General features: G+C 41.0%; 30 protein-coding genes and 1 other RNA gene. 24 read left to right on the top strand and 7 right to left on the bottom strand.

Annotated elements, in window-relative coordinates; translation table 11 throughout:
* The first annotated feature begins 244 nt into the window (after window positions 1-244).
* From NST65_RS15770 to NST65_RS15750, 5 genes are read left to right on the top strand one after another with little or no spacing between them, the layout of a single operon-like run.
* Window positions 245-514 (top strand): hypothetical protein, encoded by a 270-nt coding sequence (locus NST65_RS15770; RefSeq protein WP_024423498.1) that lies wholly within the window; start codon window positions 245-247, stop codon window positions 512-514.
* Window positions 515-572: 58 nt separating this feature from the next.
* Window positions 573-1340: an ABC transporter ATP-binding protein gene (locus NST65_RS15765; protein WP_034280947.1), complete on the top strand. Its 768-nt coding sequence runs from the start codon at window positions 573-575 to the stop codon at window positions 1338-1340.
* Complete coding sequence (locus NST65_RS15760) at window positions 1312-2709, top strand: hypothetical protein (protein WP_111926748.1); 1398 nt, start codon at window positions 1312-1314, stop codon at window positions 2707-2709. The genes NST65_RS15765 and NST65_RS15760 overlap by 29 nt, the downstream gene beginning before the upstream one ends.
* A complete protein-coding gene (locus NST65_RS15755; protein WP_217008731.1) occupies window positions 2706-3074 on the top strand; it encodes a hypothetical protein in 369 nt (122 codons plus the stop codon). Before NST65_RS15760 ends, NST65_RS15755 begins: the two co-directional genes overlap by 4 nt.
* On the top strand, window positions 3071-3352 hold the full coding sequence (locus tag NST65_RS15750) for a hypothetical protein (protein ID WP_024426069.1): 282 nt from the start codon (window positions 3071-3073) through the stop codon (window positions 3350-3352). The genes NST65_RS15755 and NST65_RS15750 overlap by 4 nt, the downstream gene beginning before the upstream one ends.
* A gap of 21 nt (window positions 3353-3373) precedes the next feature.
* Here the strand turns inward: NST65_RS15750 and NST65_RS15745 are convergent, their stop codons facing one another.
* Together NST65_RS15745 and NST65_RS15740 are read right to left on the bottom strand one after the other, a co-directional pair.
* Window positions 3374-3838 (bottom strand): GNAT family N-acetyltransferase, encoded by a 465-nt coding sequence (locus tag NST65_RS15745; protein ID WP_029706297.1) that lies wholly within the window; start codon window positions 3836-3838, stop codon window positions 3374-3376.
* A gap of 15 nt (window positions 3839-3853) precedes the next feature.
* Complete coding sequence (locus NST65_RS15740; RefSeq protein ID WP_041115645.1) at window positions 3854-4318, bottom strand: hypothetical protein; 465 nt, start codon at window positions 4316-4318, stop codon at window positions 3854-3856.
* Between the two features lie 119 nt (window positions 4319-4437).
* On the opposite strand from NST65_RS15740, the gene NST65_RS15735 reads away from it, so the two are divergent.
* On the top strand, window positions 4438-5070 hold the full coding sequence (locus NST65_RS15735) for an NAAT family transporter (protein ID WP_217008733.1): 633 nt from the start codon (window positions 4438-4440) through the stop codon (window positions 5068-5070).
* A gap of 54 nt (window positions 5071-5124) precedes the next feature.
* Here NST65_RS15735 and NST65_RS15730 read toward each other — a convergent pair whose 3' ends face one another.
* Window positions 5125-5661, bottom strand: a complete 537-nt coding sequence (locus tag NST65_RS15730) for a GbsR/MarR family transcriptional regulator (RefSeq protein WP_034280936.1) — start codon at window positions 5659-5661, stop codon at window positions 5125-5127.
* Window positions 5662-5930: 269 nt separating this feature from the next.
* Here NST65_RS15730 and NST65_RS15725 point away from each other — a divergent pair, with 269 nt between their 5' ends.
* Genes NST65_RS15725 through NST65_RS15710 form a run of 4 tightly spaced genes read left to right on the top strand, consistent with a single transcriptional unit; the run spans window position 5931 to window position 9388 of the window.
* Entirely contained in the window at window positions 5931-7079 is a 1149-nt protein-coding gene (locus tag NST65_RS15725) for a betaine/proline/choline family ABC transporter ATP-binding protein (RefSeq protein ID WP_025094044.1), read from the top strand.
* 13 nt (window positions 7080-7092) lie between these two features.
* A complete protein-coding gene (locus tag NST65_RS15720) occupies window positions 7093-7746 on the top strand; it encodes an ABC transporter permease (protein WP_034280933.1) in 654 nt (217 codons plus the stop codon).
* A 13-nt stretch (window positions 7747-7759) separates the two neighbouring features.
* Window positions 7760-8677 (top strand): osmoprotectant ABC transporter substrate-binding protein, encoded by a 918-nt coding sequence (locus NST65_RS15715; RefSeq protein ID WP_034280932.1) that lies wholly within the window; start codon window positions 7760-7762, stop codon window positions 8675-8677.
* Between the two features lie 21 nt (window positions 8678-8698).
* The gene (locus tag NST65_RS15710) at window positions 8699-9388 is read left to right on the top strand and encodes an ABC transporter permease (RefSeq protein ID WP_034280931.1); all 690 of its coding nucleotides are present in this window, start codon (window positions 8699-8701) and stop codon (window positions 9386-9388) included.
* A gap of 77 nt (window positions 9389-9465) precedes the next feature.
* Here NST65_RS15710 and NST65_RS15705 read toward each other — a convergent pair whose 3' ends face one another.
* From NST65_RS15705 to NST65_RS15695, 3 genes are all read right to left on the bottom strand, one after another.
* Complete coding sequence (locus tag NST65_RS15705; protein WP_024423485.1) at window positions 9466-9786, bottom strand: helix-turn-helix domain-containing protein; 321 nt, start codon at window positions 9784-9786, stop codon at window positions 9466-9468.
* 70 nt (window positions 9787-9856) lie between these two features.
* Complete coding sequence (locus tag NST65_RS15700; protein ID WP_034280930.1) at window positions 9857-10258, bottom strand: transcriptional regulator; 402 nt, start codon at window positions 10256-10258, stop codon at window positions 9857-9859.
* A gap of 138 nt (window positions 10259-10396) precedes the next feature.
* Window positions 10397-10792, bottom strand: coding sequence for a helix-turn-helix transcriptional regulator (locus NST65_RS15695; RefSeq protein ID WP_034280928.1), 396 nt, complete (start codon window positions 10790-10792; stop codon window positions 10397-10399).
* A gap of 154 nt (window positions 10793-10946) precedes the next feature.
* Between NST65_RS15695 and NST65_RS15690 the strand changes: the two genes are divergently transcribed.
* The 8 genes from NST65_RS15690 to NST65_RS15655 all read left to right on the top strand — a co-directional run bounded on the left by NST65_RS15690 (window position 10947) and on the right by NST65_RS15655 (window position 17578).
* Window positions 10947-11180, top strand: coding sequence for a helix-turn-helix transcriptional regulator (locus NST65_RS15690; protein WP_111291378.1), 234 nt, complete (start codon window positions 10947-10949; stop codon window positions 11178-11180).
* A 37-nt stretch (window positions 11181-11217) separates the two neighbouring features.
* Window positions 11218-11508: an AbrB/MazE/SpoVT family DNA-binding domain-containing protein gene (locus NST65_RS15685; protein ID WP_060698323.1), complete on the top strand. Its 291-nt coding sequence runs from the start codon at window positions 11218-11220 to the stop codon at window positions 11506-11508.
* A gap of 186 nt (window positions 11509-11694) precedes the next feature.
* A complete protein-coding gene (secG, locus tag NST65_RS15680; RefSeq protein ID WP_003212746.1) occupies window positions 11695-11928 on the top strand; it encodes a preprotein translocase subunit SecG in 234 nt (77 codons plus the stop codon).
* A gap of 124 nt (window positions 11929-12052) precedes the next feature.
* The gene (locus tag NST65_RS15675) at window positions 12053-12799 is read left to right on the top strand and encodes a carboxylesterase (protein WP_034280925.1); all 747 of its coding nucleotides are present in this window, start codon (window positions 12053-12055) and stop codon (window positions 12797-12799) included.
* 19 nt (window positions 12800-12818) lie between these two features.
* Window positions 12819-15161, top strand: coding sequence for a ribonuclease R (rnr, locus tag NST65_RS15670; protein WP_041107812.1), 2343 nt, complete (start codon window positions 12819-12821; stop codon window positions 15159-15161).
* A 139-nt stretch (window positions 15162-15300) separates the two neighbouring features.
* The gene (smpB, locus tag NST65_RS15665; protein ID WP_012011279.1) at window positions 15301-15771 is read left to right on the top strand and encodes an SsrA-binding protein SmpB; all 471 of its coding nucleotides are present in this window, start codon (window positions 15301-15303) and stop codon (window positions 15769-15771) included.
* 176 nt (window positions 15772-15947) lie between these two features.
* Window positions 15948-16311, top strand: a transfer-messenger RNA (tmRNA) gene (gene ssrA / locus NST65_RS15660).
* A gap of 355 nt (window positions 16312-16666) precedes the next feature.
* Complete coding sequence (locus NST65_RS15655; RefSeq protein WP_206761824.1) at window positions 16667-17578, top strand: hypothetical protein; 912 nt, start codon at window positions 16667-16669, stop codon at window positions 17576-17578.
* Between the two features lie 59 nt (window positions 17579-17637).
* On the opposite strand, the gene NST65_RS15650 is transcribed toward NST65_RS15655, so the two are convergent.
* Complete coding sequence (locus tag NST65_RS15650) at window positions 17638-17877, bottom strand: hypothetical protein (protein WP_046313180.1); 240 nt, start codon at window positions 17875-17877, stop codon at window positions 17638-17640.
* A gap of 239 nt (window positions 17878-18116) precedes the next feature.
* Between NST65_RS15650 and NST65_RS15645 the strand changes: the two genes are divergently transcribed.
* The 6 genes from NST65_RS15645 (at window position 18117) to NST65_RS15620 (ending at window position 23767) form a co-directional block, all read left to right on the top strand.
* Window positions 18117-19718, top strand: coding sequence for a histidine kinase N-terminal 7TM domain-containing protein (locus NST65_RS15645; RefSeq protein ID WP_111926738.1), 1602 nt, complete (start codon window positions 18117-18119; stop codon window positions 19716-19718).
* Between the two features lie 257 nt (window positions 19719-19975).
* On the top strand, window positions 19976-20431 hold the full coding sequence (locus tag NST65_RS15640; RefSeq protein WP_034280921.1) for a DUF6376 family protein: 456 nt from the start codon (window positions 19976-19978) through the stop codon (window positions 20429-20431).
* Between the two features lie 104 nt (window positions 20432-20535).
* Window positions 20536-20841, top strand: coding sequence for a metal-sensing transcriptional repressor (locus NST65_RS15635; protein WP_012011272.1), 306 nt, complete (start codon window positions 20536-20538; stop codon window positions 20839-20841).
* 72 nt (window positions 20842-20913) lie between these two features.
* Complete coding sequence (gene copZ, locus NST65_RS15630) at window positions 20914-21120, top strand: copper chaperone CopZ (RefSeq protein ID WP_024423475.1); 207 nt, start codon at window positions 20914-20916, stop codon at window positions 21118-21120.
* Between the two features lie 80 nt (window positions 21121-21200).
* A complete protein-coding gene (locus tag NST65_RS15625; protein WP_342489078.1) occupies window positions 21201-23636 on the top strand; it encodes a heavy metal translocating P-type ATPase in 2436 nt (811 codons plus the stop codon).
* Window positions 23633-23767 carry a hypothetical protein gene (locus NST65_RS15620; RefSeq protein ID WP_257788743.1) on the top strand — a complete coding sequence of 45 codons (135 nt, stop codon included), beginning with the start codon at window positions 23633-23635 and terminating at the stop codon, window positions 23765-23767. The genes NST65_RS15625 and NST65_RS15620 overlap by 4 nt, the downstream gene beginning before the upstream one ends.
* Window positions 23768-23887 lie beyond the last annotated feature (120 nt).

The following is a 23887-nucleotide window of genomic DNA, read 5'->3' as shown; positions in this document are numbered from 1 at the left end:
TGCGTTCCGCTCTTTCATGAGAGCGGGACGCAGCGTTTTTTTGTGTTGAGCGAAAATCCGGTGGCTAATTCATTTGGCTTATCCTATTTCTGTAAAAAATCCTCCTTCAGTTAGAGAAGAAGCCAAAATCCCCTCCATTTATAAGTACTAAATCATGAAAAATCGACTAAAAATATGATCTGAAATGAACTTATGCTTTCTATAAGGAGGTGGTATCATTTTACATATATTAGGGGGTGATGAGATGCTGAATCCTTTTAGCCTTCGTTTTCCAGTAGGTGTGTATATGTATGTCCTTCACCTATTGGCGGCATATGATGAAAGGAAGCAACGAATTTTAACTTCTAAGAATGTACAGAAAAACGCATTTTGGATTTATGTCCTTGCCGCTATATTAGGCATTATTTCACTCGGAGCATTGATTTGGGCATGCAAGACCTTTGGACGGGGCTCGAAATTTTTAGGAGAGTTCAAATTATTAGGCATGTACGTTAAAATCCAGTGCGGTTTTTAACAGGGATGAGAACAGATGCAAGGTCATCTGTTCTATTTGAAACAAACGGAGGGATATGATGCTGACATTACGATTAAAAGAAAAAACATATAGCCGCACCTTCTCTCTCCGTAATATTCAAATGAATGTCGAGAAAGGGCAGATGCTGCTGCTTTTGGGGCATAATGGTGCGGGAAAGACGACGATGATCCAATCCATGTTTGGGCTGACACCATTTATAGGATGCGTCACTTTACACGGTAAACAGCTGAACCTTCAATCCTCAGAACACATCTCCTTGTTGAAAAAACATGTTTCCTATATTCCTGACGAGCATTCGTTGTTCGATTATTTATCACCGAGGGAATACTTTCAATTACTTCAGCTGCCAAATGAGCAAGATGTCACACGGGAGGAGACGTTCATCGAACTGTTTGAGCTGGGTTCATATATGGATCAGCCTATCGCTCAGCTGTCTCATGGCAATCAAAAGAAAACGCAGATCATTTCCCAGCTCCTCAGGCCATGTGATTATTATGTGTTCGACGAGCCAACGAACGGACTTGATCCAGATATGATGATCATCTTAAAAAAGGTGCTCATGAAGCTGAGAAATCAAGGCGCTGGCATTCTCATTTCAACCCATCATTTGAGCTTTGGTGATACGCTTTATGACCATCTCATGATCTTAAGAAATGGGGACGTCAAGCTGGATATGTCCCGCCAAGAAACGAATCAGACATTTCCTCATCAGGCACTTGAAGAGATTTATAAAGAAGTGAATCGAGATTACTATATGCAGGTGGAGAGGTTACTCAATGATCTGGACACGACACGTTCTTCATAAAATAGAATGGGGAATGCTGACAACGAAAGGAAAGCAGCTCGCAAAAAAGTACCCTATACAGCTTCTCGCAGCCGCGGCTTTTTTCTTGCTCATGTACGCGATATACGTCGTTATCAGCCTGCGTTTTTTCATGCAGGCAGGAGAAAGTGAGCCGGCTGCTCTATACCTCCAATTGATGAAAATGACGCTTTTACTTTTAGGCGCAGCTATTTTGTTATCCCGCAATAAATTAAAGCGACAGGAATATCAATTCTACTTTTTGAATAGTGCGATACAAAGTGTGCCATTTGTCCTTTGTGTGTATTTTTTTCCGATGCTCTTTTGTTTTCTCATGGTAGGACTGCTTTTTTTACCGATTGTCTTAGGCCTTTTGATCAGCGGTGTTACGCCATCTTTGTATTGGATAACGGCTGTATGCATGACTTGCTGTGTACTGGCGCTGCTTGCACTTGCTTCTTGGATGGTGATGCGGATTGCTGTGAGCCATTTCGTATCAAAAACAAAAGAGCATTTGCTGCTGCAAACGCTAGGCTTTGCGGTGCTGAATCTATTGGTGTTTCTCCTTTTGAAAAAAGCAATGGAGATGATCCGTGTATGGCCATCAGTCTATCTCATATTTCTGGTGATCCTTCTAAGCGCTGGCTGGCTATGGCTGAAGGGGTTAGCGGCTTCTTATGTCCATCGGATGTTTTTGCAGCTGAAAACAGAGGTAAAGTCGTTTTCTTACAAGAAAATCAGAACGCAATCTTCCTTTCTGACGCACCTGCGGCAGGAATTGGTCTATTTCAGCCGGTCAGCTGTTTTTAAAGAACAGGGCATTTTGTTTTTATTTCTCGTTTGTTTGACGGCGGGGCTGCCATTTGTTTTTACACCGGTAGAAACCGGCTGGCTGTATGCCTTTATTGTGCAGTATGCATTAAAGGAAATATTGATCATGCTTCCGCTGATGATTGGCAGAGAATATCATATGAATCAAAGGGCTATTTTTATGTTAAATACATCAAAGAGTGCTTATTTATTGTCGAGAATTTTATTTTATTACGCTATTAATTTGTTGACATATTTTGTGTTTATTTGGCTTGCATCTATGGTGATAGGCATTGAAAGTGAAGGGCATGGCCTCGCAAGTTTGTCCATTTTGTTGATCACTGCCATGGCGGCCTGTACAGGGTTTATCGTGAAGATCAGTGAGTTTAATAAACTGTTTGTCATCGTGATGATGATTGCTGTATTCAGCTTCATCGATATGCTTTTATTGAAGTGGCTTTCATCAGATGTGTATCTTCTCGCCACCGCCTATCTGCTAGGTTCACTTGCATTCTTTATCTGTATATATGCTGTCATGTTAAAGAGGCCTGTCTTGCGATGATAGAACTTGTGTGCAGTTTCCTAGCGGTTGTGGTGATACATGAACTCGGACATATGCTGATGGTCATGGTGTGTAACAAATTCGAAAAAAGGCCGCTCTTTGATTTTGTGGTCACGATTGATTGGAAGCATGTGGCGGTTGTCCATGAAACATTTGTCCGGCCGAGCTTCAATATGATGGTGGCACTTGCAGGGCCGCTCTTTCCGGTGCTTTGTTCGATTGTGCTTATTATGATATGGAAGCATCCGGTCAGTCATCAGCTGCTGTTTTTTTCTTTACTGAATACGGTGATGCTGCATCCAGCTTGTCCAGACGGGAAAAATATCACAGCCAGTTTAAAAGAGATGAAGGAGAGAAAGAGATGATCAAAGTATTTCATTCGTTTTCCAGCGGTATAACACTTGCGATGCTGTATGTATTTGCTGTGTTTATGACCCCTGTTTTTTTACTGCTGCTAGAGGTCAATCATGTTGAATCAAGCCCAACATTGTTTGGCATGCCATTTTATATCATGAAAATTGAAGAGTATCAATTCAGCTCAGAGGCGACGCTCTTTGGATGTGTGGTCTGTTTTTTAGCTGGCGCCGTCCTTTATTTCTTCATTCAATATGTGAAGCACGTGGTAAAAAAGCGCAGAACATAAAAAAGCAGACGGAACAAAACATCAGTCTGCTTGCAAAGTGAGTGACAGCCGTACCATATCCATACACTGAATGCCATTTTCAAAAATCGGTTCATCATAATGCTTTAGAAAGAAATCGTGGTCAATAGATGTCATGCGGAAGCCGCATTTCTGATAAAGTGCGAGCTGCTGAATACTCGAGTTGCCTGTGCCGATTTCAACTGTGTGAAATCCGGCGGCTTTCGCTTCAGCAATGGCATGGCGGATCAGCTGCTTCCCAATTCCTTTTCCTTGCCATGATTCCTTCACGGCGACATTAATGATTTCGACTGTCTGCTGAGACAGAGATAAAAGCACATAGACGCCAATCACGTCCTGTTCATGATACGCGGCATAACAAGAGCCGGATTGCACATAAGTAAGAACCTTTTCCTTGGAAGGATCAGCTAAGAGTAAAAGATCCATAGGGACAGATTGATCACCTGACAATGGCCGAATGTGTATCATGTTTTTTCATCCTTTCTATTCTTTAATATACCCTTGTTTCACACCCCAATCATATTGATCCTGTACCCATTGTGAGGGCGGATTGTGGGTGACATTTGGGTCTTTTTTGACAGTTGGTTTCCTTGCAGCCTGTGCTCTCTGCTTATTCGCTTGAGCAGTGGCTTTCGCTGCTGTCAGCTCTTTTTGAAGCTGGTCAATTTTTGCCTCAAGCGCTTTACGCTGCTTGACTTCTTTTTGATAGGCTTTCTTTTCGTTTTTGAGCTTTTTCGACATGGTCGACAGTTTCTTTTTTTGATCTTCGTTTTCATGCTTCATATCCGCTTGATCTGATTTCAACTGCGAAAGCTGCTCAGTGTTCGTTTTGCTTTCTTGCTGATGTTTTTCCTCTGCTGCTTTGATGGTCTGCTGCTGCCAAACCATCCAGCCGGCTGCGCCTAAAACCGCAACAGATAGAAGGACGATAGTGATTGTTTTCTTCATGTGTGATTCCCCTTTCAATAAAACCTCTATTAACATCGGTTAAATATATACAGGTTTTAACATCACAAGGGAATATTCACATCAGATTGGCAGACACTATGAAAAAAGGAGGGTGTCTGTTGATTTCCTTTATGATTCATGTCGTGGTCTCATTATTTGCTGTATCAAATCCCATTGGAAACGTGCCTCTTTTTATCACCTTAACAGAGGGATATACAGAGAAAGAACGCTCCCAGACAGCCAAAAAAGCCATTGTGGTCTCTTTCATCATTCTGATTGCCTTTTTATTGGCAGGAAGGTTTATTTTCAAATTGTTTGGGATCGATATTCATGCACTCCGCATCGCTGGAGGTATTTTTATTTTTGGTATCGCTTACAATTTACTGAATGCAAAGGAGTCACATGTCCAAAATCCACATTCTGAAGAAAAGGCAGAAAGCAAAGAGAAAGCGGATGTCTCCGTTACGCCGCTGGCGATCCCGATCATCGCTGGTCCTGGTACAATCGCTACAGTGATGAGCTTAACCCCGGGAAGTCAAGTGATGCTTCACATGTTTGCCATTGTAATTGGCATTGTCATCGTTCTGGCAATGACCTTTTATGCCTTTCATTATTCAAGTTTCATTATGCGGAAAATGGGGAAAACAGAGATGAATGTCGTGACGCGGTTAATGGGATTAATTCTTGCTGTAGTGGCAGTTGAGATGATCGGCGCAGGCTTAAAAGGGATGTTTCCAATGTTTATGCAATAAGTGTATATAAAAAAGCTGTTTTTTCTACAATGATGTAAAATAAAACAGCTTTTTTTAAGGTTTCGGCACATGCTTAAACACTTCTTCACTTTCAAAGAATTCAATTAAGCGGCTAATCCAATCATAGTAATCAAGACTTTCCTTGATTTCTGAAAGAAGCAGATTGATTTTATCCTCTGTCTCTTCTGGCAGGTCGTCCTGTTCAAGCAGCTCCAGCAATTCCTTGCACGTTTTCTTATGTGCCTTGCGGTTTTTGCTGACAACTCGGGACCAATTGGCTGCAAACAAGGAAATAAACGTTTGATATTGATCTTGCTCAACGTCATATAGATCTTTACGTATTCCTTTTTCATAAACCTTTTCCGCAATATTCAAATCAAGCATTTCTCGAACGACTTGACTCATTCTCGTTTTGCTCATGCCTGTCGCCTCTGATAGCTCCCCAAGCGTCATTGGTTTACGGTTCATGTGAATGATACCAAGCACTCTACCCACTGTAGAAGAAAGACCAAAGGCATTCATGTTCTCGGCAGCTTTTTCAATATAATGATCCTGTGCTTTTTGAATGGCGCCTAACGCTAGCTTGTCCACTCCCCGATTCATCCCTTCACGACTGACAATTTGTAACACAATATATCATATACCTGTTTGTTGATGAAAACAATAAATATTGAGTATTTGCTCGTAATTTGGAGGAAAAAGGAGAGATCTCTATCTATCGGGCCGTTAACTGAAAATTTTAAATAAATGTTATGCAATACAAACACATCGTAAACTTTTTATTTTATAAAGTTTGCACTATAATAAATAAGGTGTAAATTTTCTGAAAATATTGATCCGACTAATTGGAGGTGTCTCATTTGCTGAAACTAGAGAATGTATCTAAGACGTATAAAGGCGGAAAAAAAGCTGTCAAAAATATTGATTTAGAAATAGCAAAAGGAGAATTTATTTGTTTTATTGGACCGAGTGGCTGTGGTAAGACAACAACCATGAAGATGATCAACCGACTCATCGAACCTTCCTCAGGAAAAATCTTCATCGAGGGAGAAAACATTATGAAAAAAGATCCAGTTCAATTAAGAAGAGAAATTGGCTATGTGATTCAGCAAATTGGACTGTTCCCCCATATGACCATCGCACAAAACATTTCACTTGTTCCGAAGCTGTTAAAATGGCCGGAAGAAAAACGAAAAGAACGGGCGCGTGAACTGCTGAAGCTTGTCGACATGGGACCGGAATATTTAGAGCGCTATCCTCATGAACTCAGCGGAGGACAGCAGCAGCGTATTGGTGTTCTTCGCGCACTAGCAGCGGAACCCCCTCTGATCCTCATGGATGAACCGTTTGGCGCACTTGATCCAATCACACGAGATTCATTGCAGGAAGAATTTAAGAAACTGCAAAAAACGTTAAATAAAACCATCGTATTCGTCACACATGACATGGACGAAGCTATTAAACTAGCTGATCGAATTGTGATTTTAAAAGATGGAGAGATTGTCCAAGTAGGTACGCCTGACGATATTCTGCGAAACCCAGCCAATGAATTCGTAGAAGAATTCATCGGCAAAGAACGTCTGCTTCAATCAAATCCGAATATGGAACGTGTAGAACAAATGATGAACACGTCACCAGTCACCGTTACAGTTGAAAAAACATTAACAGATGCCATCTACATCATGAGAGAAAAGCGGGTCGATTCCTTGCTTGTAGTAGATGAACATCATGTGCTAAAAGGCTATATCGATATTGAAACAATTGATGCGAACCGCAGAAAAGCAGCTTTCGTTGGTGATATTTTAAATACAGAGTTCTATACCGTACAAGAAGGCGCACTTCTAAGAGACACTGTCCGGAAAATCTTAATACGCGGCATTAAATATGTACCGGTTGTGGATGCAGAAGGGCACTTAAAAGGCATTGTGACACGTGCAAGTCTTGTAGATGTTGTGTACGACTCCATTTGGGGAGACGATACGCCAGCAGCTGTCACTGAAATGAAGTAAGGGAGGTGTACACATGGATCAAATCATCGACTTTCTAGAGAAAAATGGCGGGGAACTCCTCACAAAAATGTGGGAGCATTTATATATTTCCTTAATTGCTGTTGTGCTCGGTATTCTTGTTGCCGTTCCTTTAGGCGTGGTACTCACACGAATGAAGCGAGGCGCAGGTTTTATCATCGGTATCGTGAATATCTTTCAAACACTCCCTAGTTTAGCGATTCTTGCCTTTTTTATTCCTATTTTGGGGGTTGGGAAAATACCTGCAATCGTTGCTCTCTTTTTCTATTCGGTTTTACCTATTTTAAGAAATACGTATGCCGGGGTACAAGGTGTGAACAAAAACTTGCTTGAATCCGGTAAAGGAATCGGGATGACAACATGGGAACAAATTCGTCTTGTTGAACTCCCGCTTGCTGTACCGGTCATTATGGCAGGTGTCAGAACGTCAACGATTTATTTGATTGGCTGGACAACACTTGCAGCCTTTATCGGTGGAGGCGGTCTAGGTGACTACATTTTGATTGGACTTCAGCTGTATCAGCCGGAATTCATTATTGCGGGTGCGATCCCAGTCACAATTTTAGCAGTCATCATCGACCTATCATTAATGAAGCTGGAGAAAAAAGTAACACCTGAAGGCTTAAAAGGATTGAAGGAAGTTTCATAAGGAGTTGGCTTATGTGAAGAATCGAAAAACAAAATGGATCAGTGCACTGCTTGCCGGATGCTTGCTATTGATAAGCGGCTGTTCACTTCCTGGACTAGCCGGCTCCTCAGGGGGCACGCTGCGAATTGGAGCACAAAACTTTACCGAATCAGAAATTATGGCCTATATGGTTAGCGATATGATCGAACATTACACTGATAAAAAGACGACCATTGTGAAAAACTTAGGTTCCAACACTGTGCAGCAGAAAGCAATGGAAAACGGAGATGTCGACATTTCTGCCACAAGATATTCAGGCACAGATTTAACAAGCACGCTTGGAATGGATGCGGAAAAAGACCCGGAGCGGGCGATGGAGATCGTCCAAAAAGAATTTAAAAAACGCTATGATTACAAATGGTTTGATTCTTATGGATTTGATAATACGTATGCCTTTGCCGTGACGCAAAAGATGGCGAAGGAAAATAATTTAGAAACGGTCTCTGATTTGAAAAAGAATGCGACCAATTACCGATTTGGGGTCGATAACATATGGCTCAAAAAGAAAGGCGACGGCTATGACGGATTTGTGAAAACATACGGAATCAAATTTGGCAGCACATATCCGATGCAGATTGGTTTAGTCTATGATGCATTAAAAAATAAAAAAATGGATATTGTACTTGCCTATTCAACAGATGGACGAATCAAAGCCTATAATCTCAAAATCTTAAAAGATGATAAACGGTTCTTCCCGCCATATGATGCATCGCCAGTAGTCCCGGAGAAAGTCTTAAAAGAAAATCCAGGGCTTGATAAGGTGATCAACAGGCTGATCGGAAAAATCGATACAGAACAAATGCAAGAGCTGAACTATCAAGTCGACGGAGAGCTTCAAGAACCAGCAACCGTTGCGAAGAATTTCCTGAAAAAACACAATTACTTTGAGTAAGATGGGGAGGTGTCACGGCTGATGGACACACTGCAGCAATTATGGACGTATTATCAGCAGAACGGGTCATATGTGTTAGAAGAATTTTATCGGCATTTTCTCATGTCGGCGTATGGGGTGTTGTTTGCGGCGATTGTCGGGATTCCAGTAGGCATCTTTGTAGCGCATTACCGCAAGCTGAGCAATTGGGTCTTTGCCATTACCAACGTCATCCAAACGATACCGGCATTAGCGATGCTTTCCGTGTTGATGCTTGTATTAGGACTTGGCGCAAATACAGTCATCCTATCACTCTTTCTGTATTCGCTTCTGCCGATCATCAGAAACACGTATACAGGCATTGTCAGCATTGAACATGCCTATTTAGAATCAGGTAAAGCGATGGGCATGACGAAATGGCAAGTGCTGAGAATGGTTGAACTACCGCTTGCTTTATCAGTCATTATGGCTGGTTTAAGAACCGCACTGGTCATTGCCATCGGAATTACAGCGATTGGAACATTTGTGGGCGCGGGAGGTCTTGGTGATATCATCATCAGAGGGTCAAACGCCACAAACGGAACAGCCATCATTTTAGCAGGTGCGATTCCAACTGCACTTATGGCTATTATCGCTGACCTTGTCATGGGCTGGCTCGAACGCTATTTAAGCCCGACAAACAAGAAAAAAGAAAGAAAAGCGTTAGCTGAAAAAAACATCACATCTGCTTAAGCTGTTGAAAAGACAAAACCTCCCTTACATCTGTAAGGGAGGTTGTTTTATGAAGATCAGGCGGTTCGAATGCTGGTTTATGATTCAAGCGTGATCCATTCAGAGGACCACTTCGCAATTTCCTCAAAAACGGGTGCAAGTGAACGCCCCATATCTGTTAAAGAATACTCAATGCGCACGGGTGTTTCAGCAAAAACCTCCCGTTTTACAATACCTGCTGCTTCCAGCTCTTTTAATCTCTCAGATAATACTCTTCCGCTTAAATTTGTCAGAGCCGCCTCAATTTCACTAAAGCGCTGCTGACCTGAGAGAAGCTGAAAAACAATCAGTGCCACCCAGCGTTTACTCAATAACTCAACTGCTTTTTCAAACCGCGGGCACATGTCAGATTGATTCATCTTTCTTCACTCCAATCTGAACCCATTATACCGTAAATCTGTCATAAATCGGCGCAAAAAGCTTAAACATTTATGAGGACGAACGGCTGTTTAACATAAATAACAAATAGCGGTTGAGGTCCTCTATTTCTTTTTTCGAAAGGGTTGACCATATGTCACCATCAAATATTTCGAGATCACCAAGTTCATATTGCGCTGCGGCTTCCTTTATTTTGGATAAAGCAAGATCATCTTCCCTAAGCTGTTGGACAGAAGCGGCTTCCTCAATATAGCCCGCAGCCTGCATCATGTCTTCATAAGGTACCTTTAACGCACCAGCTAGCTTTTTAATCGTAGGAGGTTTCGGAATGCCGCGTTTCCCGTTTTCAATACGAGAAATACCGGCAGCGCTGACCTCAGAATACATCGCTAATTGGTTCACCGACAGCTTCTTTTCCTCACGTAATGCTCTTAAATATGCACCAAAGTTCATTAACGCAAAACCTCACATGGTTATAGATTAGATATGTCTATTTTACTTGATTTGTTGACTATTGGCAATAAGTGCACCATGAAAATATTGACATTAGTTAATGGTGGATGTACATTAGGTTTATGCCCCGCTATTTGTTCACCTTTTTTGGTTGATGAGCGTGAGAAAGTATTCATTCAGCTGGCTGATGTCTTGTGCGGAGAGCCTTTCCCATTTGTCCCCGTCAAAAATGGGGAGATGTTCTACATCCTTTTGAAGCGCCGTTTGATAGATTTTTAACATGGACTCATATTTCGGTTTCATTTCATGAACTTGTTCCTGTTCAATATGACCGGCAAGCAGCATTAAATCCTCATAAGGCACCTTCAAAGCGTGTGCTAATTTTTTTATGGTTAAAGGCTTTGGCACACCGCGCTTTCCATTTTCAATACGAGAAATACCAGCAGCGCTTACACCTGAATACATGGCAAGCTGATTGACCGACATTTTTCTATTTTCTCTTAAAATGCGTAATTGTTCACCAAAGTGATTCATGACATCGAACCTCACATTTCAGTATATGACTTATTTTAGTATGATCATTGACCAAAGGAAATAGCAGAGGGGTAAAAGTGTTGACATAAGTTAATGAATCTGCTTGATGTGAGAGTCTTACATGTTGTACATAATGATTCCATAGGAGGTTGTAATGATGGTCGAAAAGATTCAGATCAGGCGGGCTTTTGTCATGCAGTATATGATCGAGAACGATATGTCGTTAAATCAGCTCGCTGATGAAATTGGCATCTCTCCTGCCACACTTAGCAGGGTATTAAATGGTCACCGAAAACCGGGACAGCTTGTCATTGGCAAAATGATTCATTACTTTGATAAAAAATTTGAAGATCTATTTTACTATGAAAATATTGACAAAAGTCAATGAATGATATCATCATATCATCATTAAGGAGGAAATGTCATTGAAAAGGACTGGGATGGTCAGACACATTGATTCTCTCGGCAGAATTGTTCTGCCCTCAGAAATGCGCAAGGTACTCAATATTAAAGAAGAGCAGCTGTTAGAAATTTTCATTGAAGATCAAACCATTATGCTGAAAAAATATGATGCAGATAAGAGCTGCCTGCTGACGGGACAAGTGACGAAGTACAACAAAAGCTATGGAAATGGGAAAGTGATGCTGAGTCCTGAAGGAGCTGAACGTTTGTTAGTAGAATTAAAACAGCTATTGAAGGAAGAAGCAACTCATTAAAAATGTGTTTTTAACCGAAAAATTGCATATAAAAATGCTGCAGCCAGCACTTTGGAACGAAATTGTATCAAAATAACGAATCAAGTCGACAATATATAGGAAATCTTTATTTTGATGTTTCGTGACATGCACCTTGTTTTCATGTAAAATAAAGTTATGTGTACCAGTTTGTCTGGAGGTGTTTTCATGCACGCATTTGTTATCACATTACTCGTAATTGTCAGTATCGCACTTATCATCGTTGTATTACTACAATCAAGTAAAAGTGCTGGACTGTCAGGCGCTATTTCAGGTGGAGCCGAGCAGCTTTTCGGTAAGCAAAAAGCGAGAGGCCTTGACTTGATTCTTCACCGTTTAACGGTTATTTTGTCAGTGCTTTTCTTCATCTTAACACTTGCATTGGCATATTTAGGCGTGTAAAGCGCGAGTAACAGAAGGTCTGATCTTTTTTCAGACCTTTTTTTATTATCAGCACTCTTTTGTGTTTGTTTCATACATACAAGTGGAAAATATAAACCATACCAGAAGGAAAGGAAGTCACATCATGAAAGTTGTTACACCAAAACCATTTACGTTTAAAGGTGGAGAAAAGGCGGTGCTTCTTCTTCACGGTTTTACTGGGAATACAGCCGATGTTCGAATGCTTGGCCGTTATTTGAACGATAGAGGATATACATGCCATGCACCTCAATATAAAGGACACGGTGTGCCGCCAGAAGAGCTTGTCCATACAGGCCCGGCTGACTGGTGGAAAGACGTTGAAGAAGGCTATCAATTCTTAAAAGATGAGGGTTATGAGGAGATTGCAGTTTGCGGCCTATCCCTCGGAGGAGTTTTTTCATTGAAATTAGGTTACACTGTACCTGTAAAGGGAATTGTACCTATGTGTGCACCTATGTACATAAAAAGTGAAGAAGTCATGTACCAGGGTGTACTAGATTATGCCCGTAACTATAAGAAATTTGAGGGTAAGTCAGAGGACCAAATTGAACAAGAAATGGAATCGTTCAAGAAAACACCAATGGATACACTGAGGAGCCTGCAAGAACTGATTGCAGATGTTAGAAACAATGTCGACATGATCTATTCACCTACTTTTGTTGTGCAGGCACGTCACGATCATATGATTAATACAGACAGTGCGAATATCATTTATAACGAAGTAGAGACAGATGATAAGCATTTGAAATGGTATGAAGAATCAGGCCATGTCATCACGCTTGATAAAGAGCGGGAGAAGGTTCATCAGGATGTCTATGCATTCTTAGAATCACTTGATTGGTCAATTTAAATATATAGGGGGTTAGAGTGTGCAAAAAGAAGAATTTATGGATGAATTACTCGCTTTTATGAAAGAAGAAGCGTATAAACCGTTAACCGTTCAAGAGCTGGAAGTCATGATGGAGATTACCAATCCTGATGATTATAAAGAGCTCGTCAAAGCACTTGTGACGCTGGAGGATCAAGGACTCATTGTTCGCACGCGCAGCGACCGTTACGGTGTACCAGAAAAAATGAATTTGGTAAAAGGAAAGCTGTCTGCTCATGCAAAAGGATTTGCATTTGTAACGCCTGAAGAGTTTGGACAGGATGATATTTTCATTCCGCCAAATGAGTTAGGCACAGCGATGAATGGAGATACCGTCATGGTTCGTGTCAGCCACAAATCAAATGGCACGAAAAAGGAAGGAACTGTTATCCGTATTCTCGAGCGTAATACTCAGACGGTTGTCGGTACCTACACAGAAACGAAAAGCTTTGGCTTTGTCATTCCTGATGATAAAAAAATCACAAACGATATCTTCATTCCGAAATCCGCTAAAAACGGTGCGGTCGAAGGTCATAAAGTCGTTGTGACGCTGACAAGCTACCCTGAAGGAAGAATGAGTGCAGAAGGTGAAGTGACTGAAATCCTCGGTCATAAAAATGACCCTGGCATTGATATTTTGTCGATCATTCATAAACACGGTCTGCCAGGTGAGTTCCCAGAAGAAGCACTTCAGCAGGCAGTAGACACACCTGAAACGATTGATGAAAAAGACCTTGAAGGCAGACGCGACTTGCGCAATGAAACGATTGTGACGATTGACGGTGCAGATGCGAAGGACTTAGATGATGCTGTAACTGTGCAAAAGCTGGATGATGGCAAATATAAGCTTGGCGTGCACATTGCAGACGTTTCTCATTATGTCACAGAGAATTCGCCGATTGATCAGGAAGCTTATGAACGTGGAACGAGTGTGTATCTCGTCGACCGCGTCATCCCAATGATTCCGCATCGTTTGTCAAACGGTATTTGTTCATTAAATCCAAAGGTCGATCGTCTCACACTGTCTTGTGAAATGGTCATTGATCGAAACGGAAAAGTCGTCAAACACGAGATTTTCCAAAGTGTGATCAAAACGACGGAGAGAATGACCTATTCTGATGTGAATAAGATTTTAGTCGACCAAGACGAAGAGCTTTTAAACAAATATGAGCCGCTAGTGCCGATGTTTCAAGAGATGGAGAAGCTTGCAGAGATTCTTCGTGACAAACGAATGGAGCGCGGAGCTGTAGACTTTGATTTCAAGGAAGCAAAAGTACTTGTAGATGATGAAGGCGCAGCGAAAGACGTTGTCATTCGTGAGCGTTCCGTTGCAGAGAAATTAATTGAAGAATTCATGCTTGTTGCAAACGAAACGGTTGCAGAGCATTTCCACTGGATGAATGTTCCGTTCATTTACCGAATTCACGAAGAACCAAACCCTGAGAAGCTTCAGCGCTTTTTAGAGTTCGTAACGACGTTTGGTTACATTGTGAAAGGGACGTCAACGAACATTCACCCGCGCGCACTTCAAAGTGTCCTCGATGCTGTCAGGGATCAACCGGAAGAAGTTGTCATTCAAACTGTGATGCTTCGCTCTATGAAACAGGCGAAGTATGATCCAGAAAGCATTGGCCATTTTGGGTTATCAACGGAATTCTATACACACTTCACATCACCGATCCGCCGTTACCCGGATTTAATCGTGCATAGACTGATTAGAACCTATTTGATTCAGAAAAAGACAGATGAAGCGACTCTAGAAAAGTGGGGCCAGCTGCTTCCTGAAATCGCAGATCATGCGTCCACGATGGAGCGCCGCTCAGTCGATGCAGAGCGTGAAACAGATGATCTGAAAAAGGCAGAGTTTATGCTAGATAAAATCGGTGAAGAGTTTGATGGCATGATTAGTTCTGTGACGAACTTTGGACTATTCGTTGAACTGCCGAATACGATAGAAGGTCTTGTCCATGTCAGCTACATGACAGACGACTATTATCGCTTTGATGAACAGCACTTTGCCATGATCGGTGAACGTACAGGGAATGTCTACCGTATCGGTGACGAAATCACTGTCAAAGTTGTTAATGTTAATAAAGATGAGCACTCAATTGATTTTGAAATCGTCGGGATGAAAGGCACTCGCCGTAAATCTCCAAAAGATTTCAAGTTCAAAAAACGGACAGATCCACCAGCGAAAAAAGGGCGTGGAGGTCAAAAAGCCTCTGGGGAAAAAGGCAAAGAGGATAAAAGCGGAAGTGACTGGTTCACAAACCGTAAAAAGAAGAAAAAGAAAAAACGCGTATTTGAAAACGCACCGAAACAAAAACGCAAAAAGAAAAAGTAACGTGCCAAAAAGCAAATAGGGCATCCCGCTCTATTTGCTTTTTGACCACATGGCGTCAGCATTGTCGAAAGCTGGATTGTTTGATAAAATAATCCGTACGATTTGGACCGTGTTTGTGTCAAAAGGAGGGTGTACGCCAATGCCAAAGGGAGAGGGAAAAGTTGTTTCCCAAAACAAAAAAGCAAATCATGATTACTTTATAGAAGAAACATACGAAGCCGGCCTAGTATTACAAGGAACTGAAATCAAATCGATTCGTGCTGGAAAAGTGAATTTAAAAGATTCCTTTGCCAAAATCGAGCGAGGAGAAGTGTTTCTTCATAATATGCACGTGAGCCCATACGAACAGGGGAACCGTTATAACCATGATCCGCTGAGAACGAGAAAGCTGCTGCTTCATCGCAAGCAAATCAGCAAATTGATTGGTGCGACAAAGGAAGAAGGCTACTCACTTGTGCCTCTGAAACTTTATTTGAAAAATGGCTTTGCCAAAGTGCTGATCGGAATCGGAAAAGGGAAGAAGAAATACGATAAACGTGAAGATCTGAAGAAAAAAGATGCAAAACGTGAAATCGAACGTGCCTTCCGCGATCGTCAAAAGCAATTCTAGCCTAATGCAGATGGCTTGCTGAGAGCGGAAGCATTATGCTACAATATGTTATGCAGTAAACAATCATCGCTGTTTTGACAGAAACCACCAGTTGTTTCGAGCGATGAGATTGTTATAATAGTTATATACGGAAGCAGTTAAGCTGAACGTTTCCATCCCGTATATCCCTTTTACAAGGGGACGTTACGGATTCGACAGGGATGGTTCGAGCTTAGGCTGCGAGCCGAGAGGCGATCTCGTTAACACGCACTTAAATGTAACTGGCAAAACTAAAAGTTTTAACCAAAACTTAGCACTAGCTGCCTAATAAGCGCAGCGAGCTCTTCCTGACATCGCCTATGTGTCTGTGAGGAGCCCAATGAAGTAGGCTACGCTTACGTTTCCGTCTGAGGACGTAAGAAGAGATTCATCAGACTAGCTCTCCAAGCGCCCGTCAGCAGGCATGAGGATGAGTGAACACGTAAATATGTTGACTACGCTCGTAGACGCTTAAGTAATCGATGTCTCTGGACGTGGGTTCGACTCCCACCGTCTCCATAATTTTAAATATTTAAAAAGGCCCCTTTCTATAAAGGGGCTTTTTTTTATCTAATTTAAAAAATATTGACTTTTTAGTTAGTATTGATTTTAATATTTAATGTTTCTTTTGAATTTATTGACAAAAGAAAATTTTTGATTAATACTGAAATTTATAAGGATTTTAACCTACTATAATTAGTTAATTAATATCAAGAGGATGATTTTTCAATATGTTGTTGTACTCATTTGAATTTAATTTAATCAATGATAAATAATTAGAGAAAATATAACTTCAAGAGCTAACTTCTAAATTAACTATAAAATAGCAGGTGTTATTTTAGATTATCTTTTTTAAGAAAAGGGAGATGTTGTGAAGATGATTATACAAGGAAAAAAATATGTAAAGTCTTTAAAAAAATTTTTAGATGAGAGAATTAATGAATTTCGAGTAGGTATTAAAATTAATGATGAAGATATTATCAAAAAAATTGGTTTTGAAAATGTAGAAAAAGGTCGAATTATATTACCACCTATAAAAGGAAGATTCACGAAATTCAATGTTGAGGGGAAAGAAATTGTGAGAAAAGATCTTCCAAAAAAACCTATTTGTTATTCAATTTATACAACAAGAAGAGAATTTAGAGGTCGAAATCAAACTGAAGAAGTAACAGGTTATATAGATGTATGCCGTAATGTATATCAAAAAGAGTTGATTCCAGGACCAAGTTTAGAGCTTGTTATTGAAAGTAAAGGTGAGGATTTATTTATGATGATTGATGGAACATTCGTAACTAGTGACGATCTGAGTCATGCTATCCTTGGTGTGAATATTTTATTAGAGTTAGTAGGTTACTGTGAAATTTATCAAAAAAACCTGTCGTTGTATCGTAAGCCCCAAAAAACAATAAAATTAAATTGGATTATATTAAATAGAGATGGGGAAAATTGGGGAGACAGAAGAGGAGATTTAAAGCATTATATTGAAAATATTAAAAAAGGAAAACAAAAAGTAATATGGGATAGAGTTGATACTATAACAAAATTTAAACCAGATTTCGAAGCGATAGGTGCAAATGGACTTGCTGGTTATTATATCTTTGGATTTAAAGAAAAAAATTTATTTGTATTTGAGAATGTTAAACTTGGAAATGCTACTTATATTATTAAAGGAGATTGGGAAGCCATTTCGAAAATGAGCAAGTCGACTATAGTTAAGAATAATCTACATGAATTACGTCTAATTCATAGGAGTGATTGGAAAAATAGAATAGAGGGAATTTTAGCTTAAAAAACTCCGGTTATTTCTATTAGGAATAACCGGAGTTTTTTAATTATTATTAACATTATTTATGTACGGTTTCTCAAAGAAGACTGCACCAACCGAACAAACAAAGGAAAAACGACAACCACCGCAATCATCATCAAAAATCCATCCGGCACAAGTTCCACAAACGTTGTCTGAATCACATAAACCGCAATCAGCAGTAAATAACTGATCAAAAATAACAATCCAGAACTTCTCTTTTTAAACGGTTTTTCTAAAAGAATCAGCATAAACAGCCCCGTCATAATCATCCAAAAAGTCATATTCCTTTCGAGTCTCCTCTCCATTCATCCCCACATTGTACAGATATTTCTCCAGACGCAACATACTTCTCCCTCAAATTAAGCAAAAAGTAGTGAAAATATAAGGGATCACAAACAGATAACGCCTGAAATTTTACAAAAAACCTCCAACCAATTCAAAATCACATCTTCCCATTTTTGACTTCCTCATATATAGTAAGATTAGACTAGTTCTAAATAACTGAAATTGGGGCGTTTACATGGATTCGATTGTTTTACATTTTATTGTGATCATGAGTGTTTCTGGCATTCTGTCCGTGATATTATCAATCATTGCTCATGCGAACCGCCACCGGTATATTGGCTGTCAATTGTTTATGTACATGTCTGGAGCAACTGCGATTTATATCTTTGGGCATACGTTTGAATTATTGGCTCGTACCCCTGAAGAAATCATGTTCTGGGTTTGTTTTCAATACATAGGTCTTCCGTTTATCGCACCGCTCAGTCTGCTGATTGTGCTGCAATTTACGGGGTTCCATCAATATTTCACAAAGCGCCGCGTGCTTCTCATCTTATTGATTCCAACTCTCACAACCATTATGGTGTTCACCAACTCTTTACATTCACTCTTTTATCGAAGCATCACGATGAATCCAGTAGATGGGTTTTTATTGGCTGATTTTACGATTGGCTATTGGTATATCATTCATGGCGTTTATACGTTTGGCTGTTCGATGCTTGCTATTTTTATGCTGCTTTGGTTTTTACGTGTCACAAAAAAAGAATATTTAAAGCAGATTCTGATACTGTTAGTGGGAATGTCCTTACCAATTTTGACTTCTTTTATTTATTTATTAGGCGTTACACCCCTGCATATTGATCCGGTTCCTGTGGTGATGTTTATTACCAACGCACTCTATTTATGGGCAATTATGTCGTTCCAGCTGTTTAAGCTGTCTCCCATTGCAATGGAGCGTGTGTTTGAGCATATGTCTGAAGGGGTTTTGATTTTAGATCGATATCGGACACTCATTGATTACAATCCCGCTGCTGCATCGATCATTCCAGCACTTGCGAATAAAAAGGGAATTGGCTATAAGATCGACGATATTTTCTCAGCAATCATCAAAGATTCAGCGTTCATTCAATGGCTGCGCTCTCCGCAGGATCATTCGCAATATGATTTAATGTGGAAAAAAGAAAAAGACCAGTCCTATTATTATCATCTGACCGCTTCCTCTCTATTTAATAGAAGAGGTGAGATTGAGGGCAGGCAAATAGTGATCAGTGATGTTACAGAGCAGCGTTTGCTGCAGGAGGAGCTGGAGCGTCGTGCGTATATCGATGGTTTGACGAATATTTTCAATCGATCTTCTTTCATCGAACGAACGCAGTTGATCCTTGAAGAGGATGCGCAGGATACCGCTGTTATGCTGTTTGATATTGATTTCTTTAAACAAATCAATGACACACACGGACATCATATCGGGGATGAAGCGCTGCGTCATGTTGTCTCTATTTGTCAGGAGCATTTACAAATGGATGATTTATTTGGACGATATGGGGGAGAAGAGTTTGCCATTTGTCTGCCTCATCAGTCATTTAAAGAGGCATGTCATATCGCGGAACAAATAAGACATTCGTTTGAAGCAAGTTTCTTTACGAATGATAAGGAAAAAGTGCGAGTGACAGCGAGCTTTGGAATTGCTCACACAGCCAATGATCCTTGTGTATTAGAGACACTTCTATTTGAAGCGGATCAGGCCTTGTATATGTCAAAACGCCAAGGACGGAACCGGATTTATGCATCCACTGGTAAGGGCCATGTTCTGTATCAAGAGCAGGATCTTCTGCATTGACTGTTGTCCTGACATTCGATATGATAAACATAACATTTGAACAGTTTCCTAAAGGGGAGTAGCTTTTACGGTTTTGGTCGTCACTACAGAAACATTCGTTGTTTCTCGGCCATTCCGGCATGAACAATGTTAGCCAGACCTTTGCCTATCACACATGAGGCAAAGGTCTGGCTATTTTTAAGGTCTTTTTGCATCTGTGTGATAGGGAAGCGGAACAAATGATGCTTTTAATCCTACAGATGAAAGGATGATCGATCTTGAAAAAATACGTGATGGCTTGTCTATTTTCCGGAACGCTTGTATTAAGCGGTTGCTCCGGCTTGCTTGATCAGGTCAACGATACAACGACGTATGTCACTGAGGCAAATGACTATGTGACGGACATTCAGCAATTTACAGAGGAATTTCCAAAGCTCGCTGAAGAAGCTGTGCAAAACGCCGCCAAAAAGGCAGAATTAACGCAGCAGCTTGAATCGTTGAAGGCAGACATACAAGATTTTAATGAAGTCACAGCGCCAAAAATGGCAGAAGACCTTCATGCACAAATCATTGAAAAAAATAAAGTGCTGTCAGAGGAGATTCAAACATATATACAGCAATTGAAAGCAGGCGATATCGATGTTGCCGCCATACTGGAGGATCAGCAGGGATTGATGAAACAGCTTCAGCAATCCGTCAATCTTTTGCAGGATATCGAACAATTAACAAATTAGGACAAACAGCTTTATATGCGGTGCTCAGCATATCTTTGCCTTTTTCGGTGGAGATATGCTTTAATTTAGGTAAAGACAAGTCATAATGAAAAAAAGGTGATCACATGACAGAACATGAAGAAAGACATATGGCTTCGCCTAGAGCCGAAAAGGAAAAGGACCAATTGATCAATCGCTTGAAACGAGTGGAAGGACAAGTTCGCGGGATTCAGCAAATGATTGAAAACGATCGTTACTGTATAGATGTTGTGAATCAAATCTCTGCAGTCAATGCGGCTTTGAAAAAAGTCAGTCTTCATTTGATGGAAAAGCATACACATCATTGTGTTGCAGATGCTATCAAGAGCGGCAATGGGGATGAAGCCATTGAAGAGTTAATGACAGTCTTTACGAAACTGACAAAATCGTAGCATTTATGTTTACATCTATACCCTACTAGGGTATAGTAAATTGTAGAAAATGATTGATGGAGGCGATGAGAAGTGGAACAAGCAACACTTCAAGTGCAGGGCATGTCTTGCGGACATTGCGTGAAAGCAGTCGAAGGAAATGTAGGAGAATTAGCAGGTGTGGAATCTGTGAAAGTCCATTTAGACAAAGGACAGGTGGAGGTTTCATTTCATCCGGATCAAGTCACGTTACACCGTATTTCTGATGTGATTGAAGAACAGGGATATGATGTCGTATAAATAAGTATACGTGCTGCAGTACAGCACGTATTTTTTTCAAAAAATAATACCCCCATGGAGTATATGGAGAGGTGAGATCAATGAAAAAGGAAATTGACTTTCAAATTACGGGGATGACCTGTGCTGCTTGTGCAGGCCGTATCGAAAAGGGATTGAACAGGCTGGAAGGTGTGGAGGATGCCAGTGTGAATTTGGCGCTTGACACTTCCCATATCGTCTATGAAACAGAGAAGATAACACCAGATGATTTAAAGCGAAAAGTTCAATCGCTTGGCTATGATGTGGTGATGGAGCAAGCAGAATTTGATATAGAGGGAATGACGTGTGCGGCTTGTGCAAACCGAATCGAGAAAAAAATTAACCGAATGGACGGTGTCGATCACGGGTCTGTAAATTTTGCGCTTGAGACACTTCAGGTCACATATCATCCGGGCCAAACGTCTACAAATGACATAAAAGATGCGGTGCAGTCTATTGGGTATTCTTTAATTGAACCAGCTGCAGATCAAGCAGAGGAAGGAAAGAAAGATCACCGCCAAGCAGCAATAGAGAAGCAAACGGCACGCTTTTTATTCTCGATGATTTTGTCACTGCCGCTTCTTTGGGCAATGGTCAGCCATTTTTCTTTTACGTCCTTTATTTGGCTGCCTGAAGCGTTTATGAATCCATGGGTACAGCTGGCGTTGGCAGCGCCTGTGCAGTTCATTGTCGGCTGGCCCTTTTATGTAGGGGCGTATAAGGCTTTAAGAAATAAAAGTGCCAATATGGATGTTCTTGTCGCTCTTGGGACATCTGCCGCGTTTTTCTATAGTTTATATGAAAGCATTCAGTCAGCGGTTCAAGGCACACATGAGGCAGCCCTCTATTATGAAACAAGTGCTGTCCTCATTACGTTGATCGTGCTTGGAAAATTAATGGAAGCTAGAGCTAAAGGAAGATCATCAGAAGCGATTCAAAAGCTCATGGGCTTACAAGCGAAAGAAGCGGTTATCGAGCGAGATGGCAAACAGATGACTGTGCCTATTTCTGACGTGAAAGTGAATGACCTTGTGTTTGTCAAACCGGGGGAAAAAGTACCGGTAGATGGGGAGATCATAGAAGGGACAACCGCAATAGATGAGTCCATGATTACAGGAGAAAGTCTGCCTGTTGATAAAACAGCAGGAGATATGGTCATCGGGGCAACGATCAATAAAAATGGATTCATCAAAATAAAAGCGACTAAAGTCGGGAAAGAGACTGCTCTTTCACAGATTATCCGAGTCGTAGAACAAGCGCAGGGCTCAAAAGCACCAATTCAAAGAATGGCAGATCAAATATCAGGAATATTTGTTCCCATTGTTGTTGGAATTGCTGTGCTCACATTCCTCATATGGTTTTTCTTTGTTGACCCAGGAAATGTGACGTCAGCACTTGAAACCTTTATAGCCGTCATTGTCATTGCATGTCCGTGTGCGCTCGGCCTTGCGACACCAACCTCTATTATGGCTGGCAGCGGCCGTGCGGCTGAATCAGGCATTCTGTTTAAAGGCGGAGAGCATTTAGAAGTGACTCAATCACTCGACACGGTCGTGTTAGATAAAACAGGGACTGTAACAAAAGGAGAGCCTAGTCTGACAGATGTACTGGCATATGCCAACTGGACAGAAGATACGCTGCTTCAGCTAGCAGGATCGGCAGAACAGCAGTCGGAACACCCGCTTGCCCGGGCGATCACAGACGGTATGAAAGAACAAGGTCTTGAAGCAGTCGAAATTGAAGCCTTCCAAGCAGATCCAGGTCATGGAATTGAAGCAAAGGCAGCAGGACACAAGCTTTTGATTGGAACGCGAAAGCTATTACAGAAACATCATATCCAATATGAGCAAATAGAAGCATCTGTCACAACGCTGGAGGAGCAAGGAAAAACGGCTATGCTTGTTGCGATTGACGGCGAAGTCGCCGGCATTGTAGCAGTGGCAGATACGATCAAATCATCCTCTCCTCAAGCCATCGCTCGTCTGAAAGAGCAGGGGATTCACGTTGTGATGATGACAGGTGATAATAAACTTACAGCAGAGGCGATTGCGAAACAGGCGGGCATTGATCATGTCATTGCTGAAGTGCTGCCTGAAGAAAAAGCGGCTCACATTGCAGCGCTTCAGGAACAGGGAAAGAAAGTCGCCATGGTCGGAGACGGTATCAATGATGCCCCAGCTCTTGCAACAGCGAATATTGGGATGGCTGTGGGGACAGGGACAGATGTTGCCATGGAAGCAGCAGATATTACGCTCATGACGGGAGATCTCCATGCCATTGCAGATGCGCTGGAATTTAGTAAAAAAACAATGAGAAACATTAAACAAAACCTATTTTGGGCGCTTGCCTATAACTGTATTGGGATACCGATCGCTGCATTTGGTTTCCTTGCACCATGGCTTGCAGGAGCAGCAATGGCCTTTAGCTCCGTGTCCGTTGTGCTGAATGCGCTCAGATTGCAGCGATTGAAGCCAGTCAGAGAGGGAGTGGCAGAATGAAGATGAATGTCAAATGGATTTGGACCGTTAGTGCATTGCTCTATGTTGCTCTTGTGCTCATTGGATATACGATTTATGATGAATTTTTTTCAAATCAACTTACACCAAGTGAACAGATGCAAAATCATTAAGACTTCGCCAAAAAGCGAAGTCTTTTTTTAACAATATTGTGGAAAAACCCACCTTTTTAAAGATTTTTCATAAAAAATTCACTTCTTTTTGTTCTTTTTTGTCGTTTTTTGTAGGTTCGT

This window comes from Bacillus sp. FSL P4-0248 (assembly GCF_038593305.1).
Lineage (GTDB): Bacteria > Bacillota > Bacilli > Bacillales > Bacillaceae > Bacillus > Bacillus safensis.
The sequence above is the reverse complement of the archived record's forward strand: the minus strand, read 5'-3'. Positions and strand labels throughout refer to the sequence as shown.

Coding starts and splice junctions, on each gene's coding strand:
- NST65_RS15645 (WP_111926738.1), top strand. CDS start 18,117: ATGGATTCGATTGTTTTACATTTTATTGTGATCATGAGTGTTTCTGGC.
- NST65_RS15745 (WP_029706297.1), bottom strand. CDS start 3,838: ATGATACACATTCGGCCATTGTCAGGTGATCAATCTGTCCCTATGGAT.
- NST65_RS15755 (WP_217008731.1), top strand. CDS start 2,706: ATGATAGAACTTGTGTGCAGTTTCCTAGCGGTTGTGGTGATACATGAA.
- NST65_RS15695 (WP_034280928.1), bottom strand. CDS start 10,792: ATGAATCACTTTGGTGAACAATTACGCATTTTAAGAGAAAATAGAAAA.
- NST65_RS15770 (WP_024423498.1), top strand. CDS start 245: ATGCTGAATCCTTTTAGCCTTCGTTTTCCAGTAGGTGTGTATATGTAT.
- secG (WP_003212746.1), top strand. CDS start 11,695: ATGCACGCATTTGTTATCACATTACTCGTAATTGTCAGTATCGCACTT.
- NST65_RS15700 (WP_034280930.1), bottom strand. CDS start 10,258: ATGAACTTTGGTGCATATTTAAGAGCATTACGTGAGGAAAAGAAGCTG.
- NST65_RS15765 (WP_034280947.1), top strand. CDS start 573: ATGCTGACATTACGATTAAAAGAAAAAACATATAGCCGCACCTTCTCT.
- NST65_RS15750 (WP_024426069.1), top strand. CDS start 3,071: ATGATCAAAGTATTTCATTCGTTTTCCAGCGGTATAACACTTGCGATG.
- NST65_RS15635 (WP_012011272.1), top strand. CDS start 20,536: ATGACAGAACATGAAGAAAGACATATGGCTTCGCCTAGAGCCGAAAAG.
- NST65_RS15720 (WP_034280933.1), top strand. CDS start 7,093: ATGGATCAAATCATCGACTTTCTAGAGAAAAATGGCGGGGAACTCCTC.
- NST65_RS15690 (WP_111291378.1), top strand. CDS start 10,947: ATGATGGTCGAAAAGATTCAGATCAGGCGGGCTTTTGTCATGCAGTAT.
- NST65_RS15620 (WP_257788743.1), top strand. CDS start 23,633: ATGAAGATGAATGTCAAATGGATTTGGACCGTTAGTGCATTGCTCTAT.
- NST65_RS15705 (WP_024423485.1), bottom strand. CDS start 9,786: ATGAATCAATCTGACATGTGCCCGCGGTTTGAAAAAGCAGTTGAGTTA.
- smpB (WP_012011279.1), top strand. CDS start 15,301: ATGCCAAAGGGAGAGGGAAAAGTTGTTTCCCAAAACAAAAAAGCAAAT.
- NST65_RS15655 (WP_206761824.1), top strand. CDS start 16,667: ATGATTATACAAGGAAAAAAATATGTAAAGTCTTTAAAAAAATTTTTA.
- NST65_RS15710 (WP_034280931.1), top strand. CDS start 8,699: ATGGACACACTGCAGCAATTATGGACGTATTATCAGCAGAACGGGTCA.
- NST65_RS15625 (WP_342489078.1), top strand. CDS start 21,201: ATGAAAAAGGAAATTGACTTTCAAATTACGGGGATGACCTGTGCTGCT.
- NST65_RS15760 (WP_111926748.1), top strand. CDS start 1,312: ATGATCTGGACACGACACGTTCTTCATAAAATAGAATGGGGAATGCTG.
- NST65_RS15740 (WP_041115645.1), bottom strand. CDS start 4,318: ATGAAGAAAACAATCACTATCGTCCTTCTATCTGTTGCGGTTTTAGGC.
- NST65_RS15650 (WP_046313180.1), bottom strand. CDS start 17,877: ATGACTTTTTGGATGATTATGACGGGGCTGTTTATGCTGATTCTTTTA.
- NST65_RS15675 (WP_034280925.1), top strand. CDS start 12,053: ATGAAAGTTGTTACACCAAAACCATTTACGTTTAAAGGTGGAGAAAAG.